This window comes from Variovorax sp. DXTD-1 (assembly GCF_003984625.1).
Lineage (GTDB): Bacteria > Pseudomonadota > Gammaproteobacteria > Burkholderiales > Burkholderiaceae_C > Variovorax.
In genome coordinates this window covers 34,449-50,663 of record NZ_RWKH01000003.1, presented here as the reverse complement: position 1 = coordinate 50,663, position 16,215 = coordinate 34,449, and the positions used below count along the sequence as shown (strand labels likewise).

Genomic DNA, 16,215 nt, shown 5'->3' with positions numbered 1-16,215 from the left:
AAGAATGCCCGCTCACATGGCGCTGCGTTCGCGCGTGTTCAGTTTTTGTAAGGCATAGAGCGCGTCGAGCGCCTCCCGTGGCGTCATCGCATCGGGGTCGAGCGCGGCCAGGGCGGATTCTACGGCGCTGGCCATCGGCGTTTCGGCCACCGGCGGAGGCGCGAACAGATCGACCTGCGCGCGCGTCTGGGCATGCTGCGACTCCAGCGCCTCGAGCGCCTGGCGCGCGTGGTTGACCACGGCGGCGGGCATGCCCGCGAGCCGCGCCACCTGGATGCCGTAGCTCTTGCTGGCCGGGCCGGGCTGCATTTCGTGCAAGAACACGATGTCGCGGCCCGCCTCGGTGGCGCTCACGTGCATGTTCACCGCGCAGTGGTGCGTGGCCGGAAACTCGGTCAGCTCGAAGTAGTGCGTGGCAAAGAGCGTGAAGGCCTTGCTGCGGTCGTGCAGCTGGGCCGCAATGCCGGCGGCCAGCGCCAGGCCGTCGAAGGTGCTGGTGCCGCGGCCGATTTCGTCCATGAGCACCAGCGACTGCGCGGTGGCGCTGTGCAAAATTTGCGCAGCCTCGGTCATCTCGAGCATGAAGGTCGACTGCGCATTGGCCAGGTCGTCCGCCGCGCCAATGCGGGTGTGAATCGCGTCGATGGGCCCCAGTCGGCAGGCCGCCGCCGGCACGTGCGAGCCGATGGAAGCCAGCAGCACGATGATCGCCACCTGCCGCATGTAGGTCGACTTACCGCCCATGTTGGGGCCGGTAATGACCTGCATGCGCTGCTGCGGCCCGAGCACCGTGTCATTGGCAATGAACCCGCCGGACGATTTTTCGGCCAGCCGCGCTTCGACCACGGGGTGGCGGCCCTGCTGGATTTCGATGCACGGGTGCGAAACGAAGCTCGGCGCGCGCCAGTGCAGGGTGTGCGAGCGCTCGGCCAGCGCGCACAGCGCATCGAGCGTGGCAATGGCGCCGGCCAATTGCGTGAGCGCCGGCACCGAGGGCTGCAGCGCATCGAGCAGCTGCTCGTAGAGCCATTTCTCACGGGCCAGCGCGCGGTCTTGCGCGCTCAGTGCCTTGTCTTCGAAAGCCTTCAGCTCGGGCGTGATGAAGCGCTCGGCGTTCTTCAGCGTCTGGCGGCGGCGGTAGTTGTCGGGCACCTTCGAGAGCGCGCTTTGCGTCACCTCGATGTAGAAGCCGTGCACGCGGTTGAACTGCACCCGCAGGTTGCTGATGCCGGTGCGCTCGCGCTCGCTCACTTCGAGCTTCAGCAGAAAGTCGTCGCAGTTCTCGCTGATGGCGCGCAGTTCGTCGAGTTCGGCGTCGTGGCCGGTGGCGATCACGCCGCCATCGCGCACCAGCGCCGACGGATCGGGCTTGATGGCGCTCACCAGCAGGTCCGCGCAGCCGGGCGGCGGCGCGAGGCGTTCGGCAATCTGGTCGAGCAATGCAACCGATGGCGGCAGAAGCGGCGCCAGTTGCTCCGCCTTGGCGAGCGCGAGCATTAGCGCCAGCAGTTCGCGCGGGCGCACCTGCCTGAGCGCAATGCGCGCCGCAATGCGCTCCACGTCGCTCGTGTTCTTGAGCTGCTCGCGCAGCGTGCGCCAGGGCGCGGCCGTGCCGCCCAGCACCGTGGACTGCAGCGCGCCGATGGCTTCGAGCCGCGCCTGCGCCTCGCCGCGGTCGCGTCGGGGCGAGAGCAGCCAGCGCTTCAGCAAGCGGCTGCCCATGCCTGTCATGCAGGTGTCGAGCAGCGAGAACATGGTGGGCGAATCTTCGCCGCGCAGCGTCTGCACCAGCTCGAGATTGCGCCGCGTGGTGGGCGGCAGCTCGATCAGGTCGCCGTCGCGTTCTACCGAAAGGCGCTGCACGTGCGAGAGGGCGCGGCCCTGCGTGTGCTCGGCATAGCCCAGCAGCGCGGCGGCCGCGGCATGCGCGTTGGTCAGCGATTCGGCGTTCCAGGCGGCGAGGCTGTTGCTGCCCATCTGCTCGCTGAGCTTGCGTTCGCCCAGGCGGCCGTCGAACTGCCAGGCCGGGCGAATCGAGAGCGTGAAAGGCGTGGCCGAGCGCGCGGCCTTCAGCCGCTGCTCGAACGCCGGCGTGACTTCGGCGCTGTAGAGCAGCTCGCTCGGCGCGATGCGGGCAATCCAGGTTTCAAGCGCATCGGCCGGGCACTCGGCCAGCCGCAGCTCGGCACCCGTGACGCTGAGCCACGCCAAGCCGCAAAAGTTGCGCGTGCCCGCGTGCACCGCGAGCAGCAGCGATTCGCTCTTGTCGTTGAGCAGCTCCGAATCGGTCAGCGTGCCGGGCGTAACCACCCGCACCACCTTGCGCTCGACCGGCCCCTTGCTCGCGCCGACTTCGCCCACCTGTTCGCAAATGGCAACGGATTCGCCCAGCTTGATGAGCCGCGCAAGATAAGTGTCGACCGCATGAAAGGGCACGCCACACATCACCACCGGCTGGCCCGCCGACTGGCCGCGCTGCGTCAGCGTGATGTCGAGCAGGCGCGCGGCCTTTTCGGCGTCGGCCCAGAACAGTTCGTAGAAATCGCCCATCCGGTAGAACAGCAGGGTGTCCGGATGGTTAGCCTTGAGGCCCAGGTACTGCGCCATCATGGGTGTGTGCCCCGAGAAGTCGCTGGTCGAGGGGGAGGGTTGGGCAGTCGTCGTTTTCACTCGGGCGATTATCGGGGACGAGCGGGCGGCAAGCCGGTGCGCATTGCGGCGGTTGCGGCCGGCCGGCGTGCACCCGCCGCTCTAAAATCCGCCGACGCAAACCCCGCGTGAAGAACAAGGCGCCCATGGCCCACCCGGATGAATTCAAAGGCCCTGAAGCGGACGCGCTGCCCGACACCGCCACCTTGCCCGCAGAGTTTGCCGCGCTGTACCTCTGCATGTCGCCTGCCCAGCTTGCCGACTTGCGCAAATCGAAGCGGCCCGACGGGCGCGCAGGCAACGGCCCGCCCGTCATCAGGCCGGTGGAAGGCGGTGCAGCCGGGCCGAAAGACCCGCTGCTCTACACGCTTGGCACATTGCGCGACTTCGCCAAGGCGCACACCGCCCCCACCGCCTTCGACACCGCGTTGAACTCCGGAATGCTGGGCTGGGTGTCCGCCAAGCTGCCGTTCTTCGCCGAGCTGGAACCCCGCATCAAGCGCGGCCGGCGAGTGCTCATCGGCGGCGCCTGGGACCGGGCCGACCCCCTGCGCGAAAAGCGCTTCACGGAACTGGCAAGGGGCCGTATCCGCTTCACATCATTGACATGCGCCGAAGCCGCAGGCAGCCTGTGGGCCGACGTTGCAAGCCACTCTGCGTTGGCCGAGAAAGGCCTGGCGCTGCTCAGGAGCGAGACGCAGGCCATCGAAGTTTCGCTGGCCGCCACCGCGGCGCTGGCGGCCGCTTCGAATCCGGCCGCGGCGGCCTGACTCCGATTCAAAGATCGACCATGGACGAGTACCGATGCTGATCAACTGCGTGGCCTATGAAAACGGCGCCAAGCTCGGCGATATCCCGGTCGAGGACATCAGCGAATACATCGTCCGCCCCGGCTGCTTTGTGTGGGTGGCGCTGAGCGACGCCACGCCCGAAGAGCTGGCGCAGATGAAGGACGAATTCAACCTGCATCCTCTGGCGGTAGAGGACGCACACCACGGCCATCAGCGGCCCAAGGTCGAGGAATACGGCGATTCGCTCTTCGTGGTGATGCACCTCGTCGAGCCCTCTACCGAAGGCGGGCATGCCTTGAACGTGGGCGAGGTCGACGTGTTCGTCGGCAAGAACTACGTGCTTTCGGTGCGCAACCGCAGCCAGCAGGGCTTTCTGGGTGTGCGCGAACGCTGCGAGCGCGAGCCCGACTTGCTGCGCAACGGCGCGGGTTTTGTGCTGTATGCGCTGATGGATGCGGTGGTCGATCGCTACTTTCCGGTGATCGACGCGCTCGAAGTGGAGCTTGAATCCATCGAGCAGCAGATCTTTACGCAAGGCGGAGCGGCGCGCGACAAGATCAAGCAGCTTTACGACCTGAAGCGGCGCAGCATGATCCTCAAGCGCGCGGTGGCGCCGCTGACCGAAGCGGCCGGCAAGCTGCACGGAGGGCGGGTGCCGCAGATCTGCGTGAGTTCGCAGGAGTACTTTCGCGACGTGGCCGACCACCTGGTTCGCATCAACGGCTCCATCGACGCGATGCGCGACACCATTGGCACGGCCATTTCGGTGAACCTGTCGATGGTCACCATCGAAGAGAGCGAAGTGACCAAGCGGCTTGCCGCCTGGGCCAGCATTTTTGCGGTGTGCACCGCGTTTGCCGGCATCTGGGGCATGAACTTCGAGCACATGCCGGAGCTGAAACTCCGCTACGGCTATGCGGCCGCGCTGGCACTGATGGGCGGCACCTGCAGCTATCTTTACTACCGCTTCAGGCGCGCCGGTTGGCTCTGAATTTCTTTCTCCCTCCCCCTCTGGGGGAGGGCAGGGGTGGGGGCAGGCGGCGTATCAAGAACAGCGAACGCTTGATACGCTGCGTGCCCCCATCCCTACCTTCCCCCAAAGGGGAAGGAGCAATGCGGGTTACTCGTCGTGCGTGTCGTGCGTGGCCACGGCACCGCGGCGCCAGTAGCCTGAAGCGCGAACCCACTTCGGATTGGCGCCGCGTTCGCCCACCAGGTGCGCGCGCAGCGCCTTCGCAATGGCCGACTCGCACCCCACCCAGGCGTGAAAGTCACCCGCCGGCAGCTTCATTGCCTTGAGCGCGTCGAGCAGCACCGGGCTCAATCCCGGTTCCGCGCCCTTGCGGTGCACCCACTGCAGCGTGAGCTCGGCCCGCGTTTCGAACGGCACCTGGTCCGCCTCGCTGTCGACCTCGGCCAGCACCACCACTCGCGCACCGGCCGGCAGCTCGGCCAGGCGCCGTGCGATGGCCGGCAGGGCGGTGTCGTCGCCGATCAGCAGGTGCCAGTCGAAATCGGTCGGCACGATGAACGAGCCGCGCGGCCCGCCCACGCCGAGCACGCTGCCGGGCTTGGCCTGTTCGGCCCACTGGGTGGCAGGGCCGGCTTCGTGCAGGGCGAAGTCGAGCTCCAGCGTGTTGGCCTGTGCGTCATACCGGCGCGGCGTGTAGTCGCGCATGGTCGGCCGGCCGCTTGCGGGCCACACCGGGCCGTCGGGCCCCGTGGTCGGCAGCGTGAGCTCGCCTGTCGCGGCATCGGGAAAAAAGATCTTCGAGTGGTCGTCGAAGCCCGGGCTCGTGAAGCCCGTGAGGTCGTCGCCCGTGAGCGTGACGCGGATCAGGTGCGGCGTGATGCGCTGCACGGTTTTTACCGTGAGCTGCCTGAAGCGAAGCTCGTGCCGCACGCGGCGCGGCGTGCGGTCGGGCAAGGAGGATGCTGTAGGTGTGTCGGTCGAGAAGTCGGTCATTTCAGAAAAAGCCTTCTAGATGCGTTCCAGTTGCTGGGCGGCGCTGTCGAGCACCGCGGCGAAATCGTGGGCTTGTTGTTCTGTGAGGGGCGGGCCCGAAAGGCGCATGCGCATGGCGAGCTTCAGGTTCTCGATGGCGCGCGTTACCTGCGGCGGGCGCCCGCCGCGCGGGCCGGCACCGTCTACGCCGCCGTTCATGCGGGCCATCATCGCGTCGGCGGTGTCGCTGTTGGCGGCCAGAAACTCCTGGCCGCTGGCCGTGATGCTGTAGCGCTTGCGCCCGCCTGTGTCGGCGGTTTCCACGCTCAGGTATCCCATTTCTTCGAGCAGCGTGAGCGTGGGGTACACCACGCCGGGGCTCGGCGCATAGCTGCCGCCCAGGCGGTCTTCAATGGCCTTGATGAGCTCGTAGCCGTGGGCTGGCTTGTCGGCAATGAGCCGCAGCAGCACAAAACGCAGGCCGCCATGGCCGAACACCCGCCCGCCGCCGCGCCCGCCACGGCCACCGGAAAGGCCGTCTTCGTGCTCGCCACGGGGCGTGTGGCAGTGGTGGTGATGGTGGTGGCCGAAGTGGGGGTGTCGCATATCGATGTCCTCTCGAAGTATGTCGAAATTATTTTCGATATATCTAAAAAAGTCAAACGACTGTGCCTGCCGCATCGTCGTGCGGCACCGTTCAAGGCGCGGTCAGAGGGGAGAGGAAGAAGGAGGCGCTGGCCGGAGCCAGGCAAAACAGGGCGGCAGGCACCGCCCTCAACGGGCAGTCAAACGACGATCAGGCGATCATCGATTCCAGGTCGGACGCCAGTTCACGGGGGGCCGGCATGTCCTGCATCACGTCTTCAGAAAGACCGATGGCATCGGCCGGTTGCGCCGGCCACACGTGCTGCGCGTCCCCAATGCGCAGGCCTTCGCGCTCCAGCGCAACGCGCCAGACGGCAAGGTGCAGCACATTGGCCAGCGGGTCGACCTGCTCGGCTTCCATCGGGTTGGCAAAGCAAGAGAGGGCGCTGATGAACTCGGGCGCAAACTCCCATCGGGCAGCCAGCCGGGCGCCCACTTCGCCGTAGTGAAAGCCGAACTTCTGCCGCTCGACCTCGAGCCGGCCCATCATGTCGAAAGGATGCACGGCGTTGAGCTTGGCCATTTGCTCCTTCATGGCGCCGGCCATGATCAGGTGGCCGATGGCGTGCATGCTGCCCACGGTGAACGCAAGGCTCTGGTCCACGCTGCGGGTCTTGCCGGCAAGGTAGCGCGCCACCGCCGCCACGCGCAGGCTGTGCGACCAGAAAGACGGCAGGTGCACCCCGTCGACCTTGCGGAACGTACCCGTAAGGCCAGAGCTCACCACCAGCGAGCGGATGGACGAGAAGCCCAGCAACTGGATCGCGTCCTGAATCGAGAGGATTTTGCGGCGCAGCCCGAAATACGGCGAGTTGGCCATGCGCAGCACCCGGGCCGTCAACACCTGGTCGAGCTCGACCTTGCGTGCAACCACGGGAATGGAGGCGTCCTCGTTGCGCAAGAGCTCGATCAAGTCGAACACCACCTTGGGCACCGTGGGAAGCAAATGGCTTTCGGCAAACAGTTCATCCAGGGTCATGGCGATCTCAGGCTGTAGTTTTCGCTGCCCGGAATTGTGCTGCAACTATAGTGTTACATGTTGATGTCTTCAGGGATCGGGTCAACTCCCATAGCCTGAATGCAGACTTCCAGCAACAAAGCCGCCATTGTCCGGAGCCGCCTGCCTAATGCCATACCGCTTTTGAGTGATGCGCCTGCACCCCGCGCTGCTAAAAGTGCGGGATTCGTCAAAAAACGAGGGGGCGGGCGCATGGCAGCACACCGGTTCGTCAGTTTGCGCGCGGACGGAAGCCCCGTTCACCTCTTCGACGACAAGAAGAAAAAGATTCGCGAAGTCATCTGGGGCGACTTCCTCAAGGTCAAGAAAGACCTTGGCGACGGCTGGCTAGAAATCGACTGGGCCGCCCGCTCGTCCACCAGCGACCATTACCTGGGATTCAAGGACATCTTTGCAGACCCCGGCATCGGGTTCGGCGCGGTCTATCACAACGGGCTCGTCGAGCGGCCCGTGAGCGGAACCTGGGAGAAGCTGGGCGGCAAGCCCGTGAAGGAAGACGGCGCTTCCGTTGCCTACATCGGCGACCTTGCGACCGACTACGCAACGGTAAAGACCATCTTCGAGAACGCCGGCACCAACCACCTGTTTCCGCAGGTCATGAAAGCCGCGCTCGAGAACCCGAAGATCCAGGACATCTGCATGCTCTCCGTGCAGCACGCGACAGTGGAAGACGACATTGCCTGGATGCCCGACTTTGCTCCGTCCGACGACCGCGGCTACACGATTCGGGTGCTGGCCCCTGTCGTCGAAGAAGGCCCCGACGGCATGCCGGCGCTGCGGCAGCTGGGCTCGTTCAACGAAACCAAGAATGGGCATTCCGTCATCCTGCGGCTCCAGTACGGCAAGTTCAGCGTGCTGTTCGGCGGCGACCTGAACGAGGGAGCCGAAAAATTCCTGCTGCAGCACTACACCGGCGCGAGCAAGTTCCCGAAGACCGGCACGACGGCCTACGACGACATGGTGACCAAGGCGCGAGATACCTTCAGGTCAGACATCATGAAGTCGTGCCACCACGGCTCCGAAAAGGTGACCGACGCGTTTCTGGACGCCGTGAACCCCGCCGCCTTCATCATTTCGTCAGGAGACGAAGAGGGCCACATCCACCCCAGGCCCGACCTGCTCGGCCGCCTGGGCCGCTTCGGCCGCGGTGGCGCGCCGGTGATTCTTTCCACCGAGCTCCAGCGCTCCTCGCGCGCGATGGAAAACAAGAACTCCGTCGACAAGCTGCTGGCCGGCATCGACAAGCTCGCCGCAGGCACGCTTTCGCCGGACAAGATCACCCAGCTCAAGGCCGACGTGAAAGAACTCGCGCGCAGCAACGTCGAGGTGTACGGCGCGATCTATCTGAAGACCGATGGGGAAAGGCTGATTACGGCTTTCCGCATGGAGGCCAAGTCGGAGATTGAGAAGTGGTTTTATTTTCGGTATCGGTTTGAGGGGGATGTGCTTGTTCGGGAGGATTGAGGGCGCGGAGGTCCGTTTTTGGCTCTCTCAACCACTGCAATTTGCGCCCATCTGGATTGCGTGCAGCTGAGTGCCTCCGTGGCTGGCGTTGTCGGCGGAATTGGGCACGCATTCAGGTTGCTTCGATCACGAACACGAACACGGACTCGAAGTTCGATTCGAAGCGACAGCGGACGGCCAATACAAGCCGTGGGACGGAGTAGCGCTCAAAAAATGAAGCGGTCATAGAAACTTCGCTTGCTGTGGTCGGTTGTTTTGGGGGATGGTTTCCTAAGCCAGCGCGGTGGTGCGAATGGGTCGGTAGGAAACAGGTCGACGGAGTTGGGCAACTTCGAGGACGAATTAAGACCTCGGCCGGCGAAGCAAGAAGAGCTACTCTGCTTGACAGTAAGATCGGGAAACCCCTGTTGCCGCTTGCATTAGCTTCTCCGAAACCCTTTTTCTGAACTGACCAATGAGCGATCACAAGATCCGATTCTCGGTGGACACGCACCTCTTTCGAGAACTGGGCGAGTTGCTTGTGGGCCGAGAATCTACTGCCCTGATTGAGCTTGTAAAAAATGCTTATGACGCGGACGCAACCGAAGTCACTGTCTACGGAGAGGGGTTGGACGATCCAGAGCACGGAGTGATCCGCATCTCGGACGATGGTGTGGGAATGACGCCTGACACATTCGAGCGGGGATTCCTGCGGATAGCAGGTCGCTTGAAGGGCGAGGGGTCTCGAAGATCAAAGAGGTTTGGGCGCCGCTATACAGGAGCCAAGGGCGTTGGTAGGCTCGCCGCCCACAAGCTTGCAAGAGAACTTGGCGTTGTTTCAACTCCGTGGCATGAAGCCAGTGATGCAATTGCTGCAGAGAGTCTGGAGTTCAAGGGCGTTTCCGGCAGCATCAAGTGGGACCAGGTAGAGTCTGCTGAAACACTTGACAAGATCGCCGACGACGCCGTCGTGGTGAACGAGATTTTGTTAGATGTACCCACGAAGGCAGGGACTACGCTGACGCTTACCCGCTTGCGGCGAAAGTGGAGCAAGTCCCAGTTAGGCCGGTTCTTGCTCGAAGTGGAAGCGTTACAGGCACCTCCCGTGATCACCGGGGTGCTCCCAAAAGCGGTCTTGAGTGATGCGGGATTGTTCGAGTCGCCGATGGTGGTCGACGCCAGCACGCAGGATCCGGGCCTGAAGGTCAAGCTGGAAGGTGCCTTCGAGACCGGAGATAACTACTGGACCTCAGTAGTCGACGCAGCTCACTGGATACTTGAGATTGACGCCTCGATCGAGGGCGTTCGATATTTTGTTTCCCCCACGGCTCAATGGACTAAGAAGAACGGTGCATTTGAAGCGCGGACTTGGTTCGAGGAGCACCCATCCCCTGAAGAGGGGCCGTTCTTTCAAGGTCGACTTCTAATTCGGGAAGGGTCGGCCAAGGGGCGCAATGACACACGCGCTTGGGCATCGCGAGTCAGCGGCGTTCGCGTCTATATGGAGGGATTTCGGGTACTTCCGTACGGAGACGAGTCGGACGACTGGCTGTTCCTCTCGCGTGATGTCACCGCCCGCGACCGAAAGCTTCGATTCCTCTCCGACGACATAGACAACTTGCCAGAAGCTGAAGATGAGGGGCTGCTGCTGCTACCAAGTAAGCACTATCTCGGTGGCGTATTTCTGACAGTTGATCGAGCGGGCTCCCTAGACATGCTTGTTAACCGGGAAGGATTTGTTCCGGGGGAAGCTCTCGATCGCTTAGTAACCGTCGTCCGAAAGGGCATTGACCTGGCGACAAGAGTTCGCGCATCAGCGAAGGCCACTCCGCCGTTACCGCTCCCTATTCGTGAGACGCAGGGCTCCCTTGAATGGCAAAATGAAAAGGCTCAATCCGGCCCCCGCGATGCACTCAAGGGCCGAGCTGAAGCGACGTTTCAGACGCTAGAAAATCAGGCGACCAATCTTGAGCGGCTTGCACAATCGCTGCCCATTGCCTTTCGGCCGCAGCTGCTCAATGCAGCGAGCGAAATTCAACATGCGGCATCCGTATCACGGGAGTTGATGCCATCCGCGTCGATGGTTTTGGTGCTCGCATCGGTTGGTACCCAGTTGGCTGCGTTTACCCACGAGGTCAGCAGACTGGTGTCGACCGCATCAGATTTCGAAGCTCTTTTGGGGACCATCAGGGCTCAGGTTCCATCACCCGTGTCACAGCAGCTTTCTAAAGTTTCCAGCGCTGCTGCCGACCTCAGAAGAGCCATCGAGCGGCAAGCCGCATATTTGCTGGATATCGTCACGCCGGACTCACGACGCCGCCGCTCGCGACAACCGTGCTCTGAAATATTGGACGCGGCTTGGCGGCTTGTATCTACCTCTGCAGAACAGCGAGGCATCGTGTGGCAAAACAACGTGTCCGCCGACGCGCGCACTCCACCAATGTTTAGGGCGGAGCTAATGGCCATCTTTAGCAACCTCTTGACAAATGCAGTGAAAGCGGCAGGAAAGAATGGGCGCATCCAGGCGCTCGACACGCTACACAGCGATGGCACGCTGGTCCTGCATATCGAGAATACTGGGGCGGCTGTTGACCCCTCGGAAGGCGAACGATGGTTTCGGCCGTTTGAGTCCAGTTCTGTTGAAGTAGACCCGGTGTTGGGCCAAGGGATGGGCTTGGGCTTGGTCATCACGCGCGACCTATTGTCTGACGTCGGAGGGACCGTTGAGTTTGTGCGGGCCCATCATGGCTTTGCCACTGCGCTGGCACTAAAGTTTCCGGGAGCACATAGAGAATGACACAGCAGGCCACTCCATTTGTCCTTCATGTGGATGACGTCCCAGACGACCTGAGAGCTTGGGAGGAATTCGTCAATGGGAAAGGTGAGGTAAATATTCGGGTTTGCCACCCCGAAGCGGTCAGTGAATCAGACCTCCGAAGGGCTTGCGTGGTTCTGGTCGATTTCAAGATCGAACATTGGCCAGCGCGAAACGAGCTTGATCAAGTTGGACTCAAGCCGTCCAATGGCTTGGCTCTGCTGCCAGTGCTTCAAGAGGCGGCGCATGCTCTGGATCCACAAACACCTCGAGCGTTCGCGCTGTATACGGCTGAAACTGTTTCAATAGCCAGAGGCCTCTCTCAACAGCCACATATCGTTGCTCGTGCTCACAACCTTGAGTGGGTTTTTTACAAGCGTGCAACGACCGATCAGCGCTACGCTGCAGTTGTGGATCTCGCGAAGTCTGTGGCAGACCTGCCTAAACCTTGGCCCGAAAAATCCCCTGAGGCAGGTAGCTCTCTGCGCAACTGGCTTGGACTTAATCCGGATTGGCCTTGGTGCGACTTCGCGTGGGAAGCTATCCAGCGGTGTCACCCTCCCATTCACGAATTCGCTAAACACACCAATGGGGTGGGCGTGATTCGCTGGCTACTTCATCGGATTCTTCCCTACCCCACCTTCTTGGTCGATGATTCCCATCTTGCGGCGCGTCTTCGCGTCGAGGTTCAATCGCTGAAAGCCAGCCTCATAAAGGTCGATTCGCCATTCTCCGAAACTCTTTCGACTGCACGGTACCAGGGACACCTATTCAATGTGGTCGGTCGTAGATGGTGGCGTGCTGCAGTTGACGAGATGGTGTTTTCGCTCGTACCGGAAGACCCAACAAATCTGACGAAACTGCACGAAGCAATTCGCAAACTCGATCCAGACTTAAAGACGCTCGAAGCAGCCAGGCTCTTTCCCGTCATTGATCACAATTTCTCCGCTAGCGAAGTGCTGGCTACAAATGAAGAGGTAGTACAAGTCGCACCGGACGACTGGCCTCCGTTTGCCGAGCCCGCTTGGGCGAGGAAGAGCGACGTGAACAATGATGAAGTACTACGCGCAATCGTAGTTAACCCTCAAACGTTGCAGAGCCATTGATGCCTCCCCGTGGACTGATATTCGCGTTTGCAGACGTGGCCCGCGAATGCGAGGCGTTAAGGGGCATTGCCAGTGGGTTCATTGACATGAACACCGCGTATGTTCTCGACCAAGCTGCTGACTTTCTGAAGCGCATTCAAAGAAGCGGTTCGACCACTACAACTACGAGATGGTCGATACCTGTTGAACAGCCACTTTGCACAGTCTGGAGCGAAGGGGAAAGCCAGCGCGACAAAAAGAGTGGCTTTCATGCACGCGCTGAGTTCTCTTTTTGTTGGGAGATTCGAGCGCTCGACGAAGTGCAATGGGCAGGTCGCAGGCACTTTCTCTTGGATGGTCTCGCGTCATCCGTAACTCGAATCGTCTCGAAGGAGGGAGCTACGCTTGCATGCTGGAGCACCGATGTTGGTGATCATCAATCACCAGGTACTCACTTCCACGCCCAATTTAATCATTTCGATGCGCCACCTTTTCCCAAGGGGTTCGACGTTCCACGGCTGCCCGCGCTGCCGATGAGCCCCTTCTTGGCGTTCGAGTACGCAATCGGCGAACTTTTCCAAGACCGATGGGCTAAGCACGCTGCTTCAGATTCACACGACATGCAGCAATGGCGAGGTATTCAAGCGCCGCGGCTTGAGAAGTTTTTTGAATGGCAGACCCAGCAAATGCGCGAGCAACGCACCGGAAGTCCTTGGATGACCCTTAAGCTTCTCAAGCCGGCGCCGAATCTCTGGGTATGAGTCTGGTGATGGCCCATACGCTGATTCCAGCTTCCTCGACCGTCTACACGCCTCAAGCCCTAGCACACGCCATGGTTGAAGCGGCGAACGATGGACAAAGGTGCGTCTGGCTCGACCCTTGTCTTGGCGACGGCGCGTTCGTCGCGGAGATGGCCGCATTGGGCATCGCGAAGGACCACATACTCGCGCTCGACATTTCAGTGAAGAGCTCTCAGAAAGACGCAATGGCATTGACTGAGCGCGGAGTGGACTTTATTGCATGGGCTAAAGGTCATGCCAGCTCCGTGGACCGGGTTGTCATGAATCCACCATACGTGGGCCTAAGCAAGATCAAGGGGGCTCCTCTTGAGCAGGCACTTCAAGTCTCCCTGCCACAAGGCGATCGTCTGACCCGACGTTCAAACTACTGGTGTGCCTTCATCCTCCGCGCCATCGAATGCCTTCGGCCTGGTGGTCACTTGGTAGCAGTACTCCCAGCAGCGTGGGACTACGCGATCTATGCTAGGCCGATCCAAGAGGCGGTGTACCGGGCGTTCGGACTGGTGGGTGTAGTGAGGTGCTCCAAACCACTGTTTTCGACGGTGCAGGAAGGGACGGTAGTCCTCGTCGCACGCAATCGGGGAGCGCCAGAGTCAACCCGAGTTCGCGTGGAGGTATCTGACCTTCAGGAGACCATCGACGCACTGCGCGTGCTCGGTGCCGGCGGTCGCCCATCATCTGCTGCTGTGGTCCATGCGCTCCCTGCGCAGCCCTCCTCTTTTCGGCGCCTAGATGAATTGATGAACATTCGAATAGGCGCAGTAACTGGAGATTCAAAATACTTCCTGCTCTCGGAACAAGAGCGCGCAACCAACAACCTTCCGGTTGGTGCATGTACGCCGGTGCTCACCCGAGCACGTCATCTGACTTCAGCGTTCATGGACCGTTCTGCTTGGGAACGCTTGAGGGATCGTGGTGAAAGAGTATGGCTATTTAGACCGACCCCGACTACGCAAGCTCATGCCGCGGTGATTCGGTATCTGCAGCGAGGACTGGATGGAAGCTGCAACGTGCAGGCGCATAAGGTTAGATCGAGGGATCCGTGGCATCGGACGCCACTGCCACCAAAAGCGGACGGTTTTATCTCTGGAACTGCTGGAGGACTCCCGTTTCTGGTTCTCAAAGAGATGAAAGGCCTCTCAGCAACAAACACGCTCTATGTTGTTTCGTTCAGTAGAAGGGTCGAACTCTCTGAGCGCGCAGCCATCGGAATTCTTTTGCTAACGTCGAGCGTGCGACGACAACTGGTCGATGGTGCTCGAATTTATGCCGACGGCCTGCGAAAGTTTGAGCCTTCCGACCTTGGAAGAATAAGAATTCCTGTCGTCAGCAAGCTGAGTGAGAACACCGCTGACGTCTTCAAGTCCGTTTGCGAACGTGCTGCCACTGGGCGAATCGAGGAAGCTCAGCGCATTGCTGACCAATGGTTGACAGAGAATCTGAGAGAGCCGGAGGCGCTTCCGCTACGGCTGCCGTGCAGATCCGCAGCTTAAACACAGTTGCATTGCACCAGCATCGTAGGCTCTCAACCGCGTGATTAGTCTGTAGTGAGGCGCGAATAAACGACGCCCGATCGTTGGTACCAAACGTTAAGCGGCCCGCCCCCGGCTTGCCCTAAAGCTAATACCAGTCTTAAGCAGTCGCTGATCCATGCCCACTCAGCCTACCTCTGCGGCATATCCTTAACCGAATACCCCAAACTAACAGTCGCATCCTCCGGAATCCCAGGCATCGTTGCATTCCACGCCGCCCAGTCTTCCCGCATCGCGGCCAGCCTCTCCGGCTCCTTCTTCCCCAGATTCGCCCGCTCGCGCTCATCGGCAGGAACGTTGAACAGGTACTCGTTCCCGTCCACCTTCAGGTACTTCCAATCCCCATCGCGCATCGCTTCCTGCCCGCGATGGTTCATGCGCCAGTGCAGCGGCCTGCGGAAGCTGTGCTTCGGGTCCTTCAGCACGGGCATCAATGACACGCCGTCGAGCGGATAAGCCGCATCGGCCTGCACGCCGGCCGCGTCGAGCATGGTGGCGGACCAGTCCATGGTCATGCACAGCTGCTTGCTCTCGCTGCCCTTGGCGATCACTGCGGGCCAGTGCGCGATCCATGGCACGCGGATGCCGCCTTCGGTCAAGTCCATCTTGCCGCCGACCAGCGGCCAGTTGTCCGAGAAGCGTTCGCCGCCGTTGTCGCTGGTAAACACCACCAGGGTGTTGTCGGCTAAGCCGTGCTTTTCGAGCGCGGCCATGATCCAGCCAATGCCTTCGTCCATGTGATGGATCATGCGGCGGTACACGTGAATGTTGCCGCCGGCCAGGTCGAAGAGGTTGTCTTTGACGGTGGGCGCCTTGTCTGCATCGTCGCGAGTTTCCCACGGCCAGTGGGGGGCGGTGTAGTGCAGGCTCAGGAAGAAGGGGGCTTGTTCTTCTTCCTTTTGCTGCTGCTTCTGTTTGGCGGCCATGCGCTCGACGTAGTCGACTGCGCGCTTGGAAAGAATGTCGGTCAGGTAGCCGTCTTCTTTCTTGTCTTCTTCGCCAAACCACAGGTCGTGCTGGCCGGTGGAGTCGCAGTGCGTAAAGTAGTCGACGCCGCCCGACATGGGGCCGAAGAATTCGTCGTACCCCGATTGCAGGGGGCCGAAGTGGGGCGGGTAGCCCAGGTGCCATTTGCCGATGAGGGCGGTCTGGTAGCCGCCGGCCTTCAGCAGTGACGGCAGGGTGGGGTGGTCGGTTGGCAGGCCGAGCGTGGTGCTGCCGCGGCTGCTGCTCCTGATGGGCTCTTCGGCCGCGCCGCGCAGGCGGTACTGATACCGCGCGGTAATCATCGCGAAGCGCGTGGGCGAGCACACGGGCGAGTTCGAGTAGCCCTGCGTGAGCTTCAGGCCGTTGGCGGCCAGGCCGTCGAGCACGGGCGACACGGGGCCGAACGCGGCATCGCGACCGCCGTAGCAGCCAAGGTCGGCATAGCCGAGGTCGTCGGCCACGATGAAGATGATGTTGGGTCTGGTCATGTGTCGTCTGGAAAGCT

Annotated in this window: 12 protein-coding genes; 7 read left to right on the top strand and 5 right to left on the bottom strand. The window is 61.6% G+C overall.

Annotation, left to right across the window (positions count from 1 at the left end):
- Positions 1 to 12 precede the first annotated feature (12 nt).
- Positions 13 to 2,610 carry a DNA mismatch repair protein MutS gene (gene mutS / locus EJI00_RS03685; RefSeq protein ID WP_260590454.1) on the bottom strand — a complete coding sequence of 866 codons (2,598 nt, stop codon included), beginning with the start codon at positions 2,608 to 2,610 and terminating at the stop codon, positions 13 to 15.
- 167 nt (positions 2,611 to 2,777) lie between these two features.
- Here mutS and EJI00_RS03680 point away from each other — a divergent pair, with 167 nt between their 5' ends.
- Both EJI00_RS03680 and EJI00_RS03675 read left to right on the top strand, forming a co-directional pair.
- Positions 2,778 to 3,419, top strand: coding sequence for a hypothetical protein (locus EJI00_RS03680; RefSeq protein WP_260590444.1), 642 nt, complete (start codon positions 2,778 to 2,780; stop codon positions 3,417 to 3,419).
- Between the two features lie 34 nt (positions 3,420 to 3,453).
- Positions 3,454 to 4,431: a magnesium and cobalt transport protein CorA gene (locus EJI00_RS03675; RefSeq protein ID WP_126746123.1), complete on the top strand. Its 978-nt coding sequence runs from the start codon at positions 3,454 to 3,456 to the stop codon at positions 4,429 to 4,431.
- A gap of 129 nt (positions 4,432 to 4,560) precedes the next feature.
- On the opposite strand, the gene EJI00_RS03670 is transcribed toward EJI00_RS03675, so the two are convergent.
- From EJI00_RS03670 to EJI00_RS03660, 3 genes are all read right to left on the bottom strand, one after another.
- Positions 4,561 to 5,406 carry a siderophore-interacting protein gene (locus tag EJI00_RS03670; protein ID WP_126746122.1) on the bottom strand — a complete coding sequence of 282 codons (846 nt, stop codon included), beginning with the start codon at positions 5,404 to 5,406 and terminating at the stop codon, positions 4,561 to 4,563.
- 15 nt (positions 5,407 to 5,421) lie between these two features.
- On the bottom strand, positions 5,422 to 5,991 hold the full coding sequence (locus EJI00_RS03665) for a PadR family transcriptional regulator (protein ID WP_126746121.1): 570 nt from the start codon (positions 5,989 to 5,991) through the stop codon (positions 5,422 to 5,424).
- Between the two features lie 190 nt (positions 5,992 to 6,181).
- Positions 6,182 to 7,009 carry an HDOD domain-containing protein gene (locus EJI00_RS03660; protein WP_126746120.1) on the bottom strand — a complete coding sequence of 276 codons (828 nt, stop codon included), beginning with the start codon at positions 7,007 to 7,009 and terminating at the stop codon, positions 6,182 to 6,184.
- A 231-nt stretch (positions 7,010 to 7,240) separates the two neighbouring features.
- Here EJI00_RS03660 and EJI00_RS03655 point away from each other — a divergent pair, with 231 nt between their 5' ends.
- From EJI00_RS03655 to EJI00_RS03635, 5 genes are all read left to right on the top strand, one after another.
- Positions 7,241 to 8,512 (top strand): hypothetical protein, encoded by a 1,272-nt coding sequence (locus tag EJI00_RS03655; RefSeq protein WP_126746119.1) that lies wholly within the window; start codon positions 7,241 to 7,243, stop codon positions 8,510 to 8,512.
- Positions 8,513 to 8,966: 454 nt separating this feature from the next.
- Positions 8,967 to 11,288, top strand: a complete 2,322-nt coding sequence (locus EJI00_RS03650; protein WP_126746118.1) for a sensor histidine kinase — start codon at positions 8,967 to 8,969, stop codon at positions 11,286 to 11,288.
- The gene (locus tag EJI00_RS03645; protein WP_126746117.1) at positions 11,285 to 12,412 is read left to right on the top strand and encodes a hypothetical protein; all 1,128 of its coding nucleotides are present in this window, start codon (positions 11,285 to 11,287) and stop codon (positions 12,410 to 12,412) included. Before EJI00_RS03650 ends, EJI00_RS03645 begins: the two co-directional genes overlap by 4 nt.
- An 86-nt stretch (positions 12,413 to 12,498) precedes the next feature.
- Positions 12,499 to 13,152, top strand: a complete 654-nt coding sequence (locus EJI00_RS03640; RefSeq protein ID WP_126746116.1) for a hypothetical protein — start codon at positions 12,499 to 12,501, stop codon at positions 13,150 to 13,152.
- 8 nt (positions 13,153 to 13,160) lie between these two features.
- The gene (locus EJI00_RS03635; RefSeq protein WP_185868058.1) at positions 13,161 to 14,684 is read left to right on the top strand and encodes an Eco57I restriction-modification methylase domain-containing protein; all 1,524 of its coding nucleotides are present in this window, start codon (positions 13,161 to 13,163) and stop codon (positions 14,682 to 14,684) included.
- A 170-nt stretch (positions 14,685 to 14,854) separates the two neighbouring features.
- Here the strand turns inward: EJI00_RS03635 and EJI00_RS03630 are convergent, their stop codons facing one another.
- Positions 14,855 to 16,198 (bottom strand): sulfatase, encoded by a 1,344-nt coding sequence (locus EJI00_RS03630; protein WP_126746114.1) that lies wholly within the window; start codon positions 16,196 to 16,198, stop codon positions 14,855 to 14,857.
- Positions 16,199 to 16,215 lie beyond the last annotated feature (17 nt).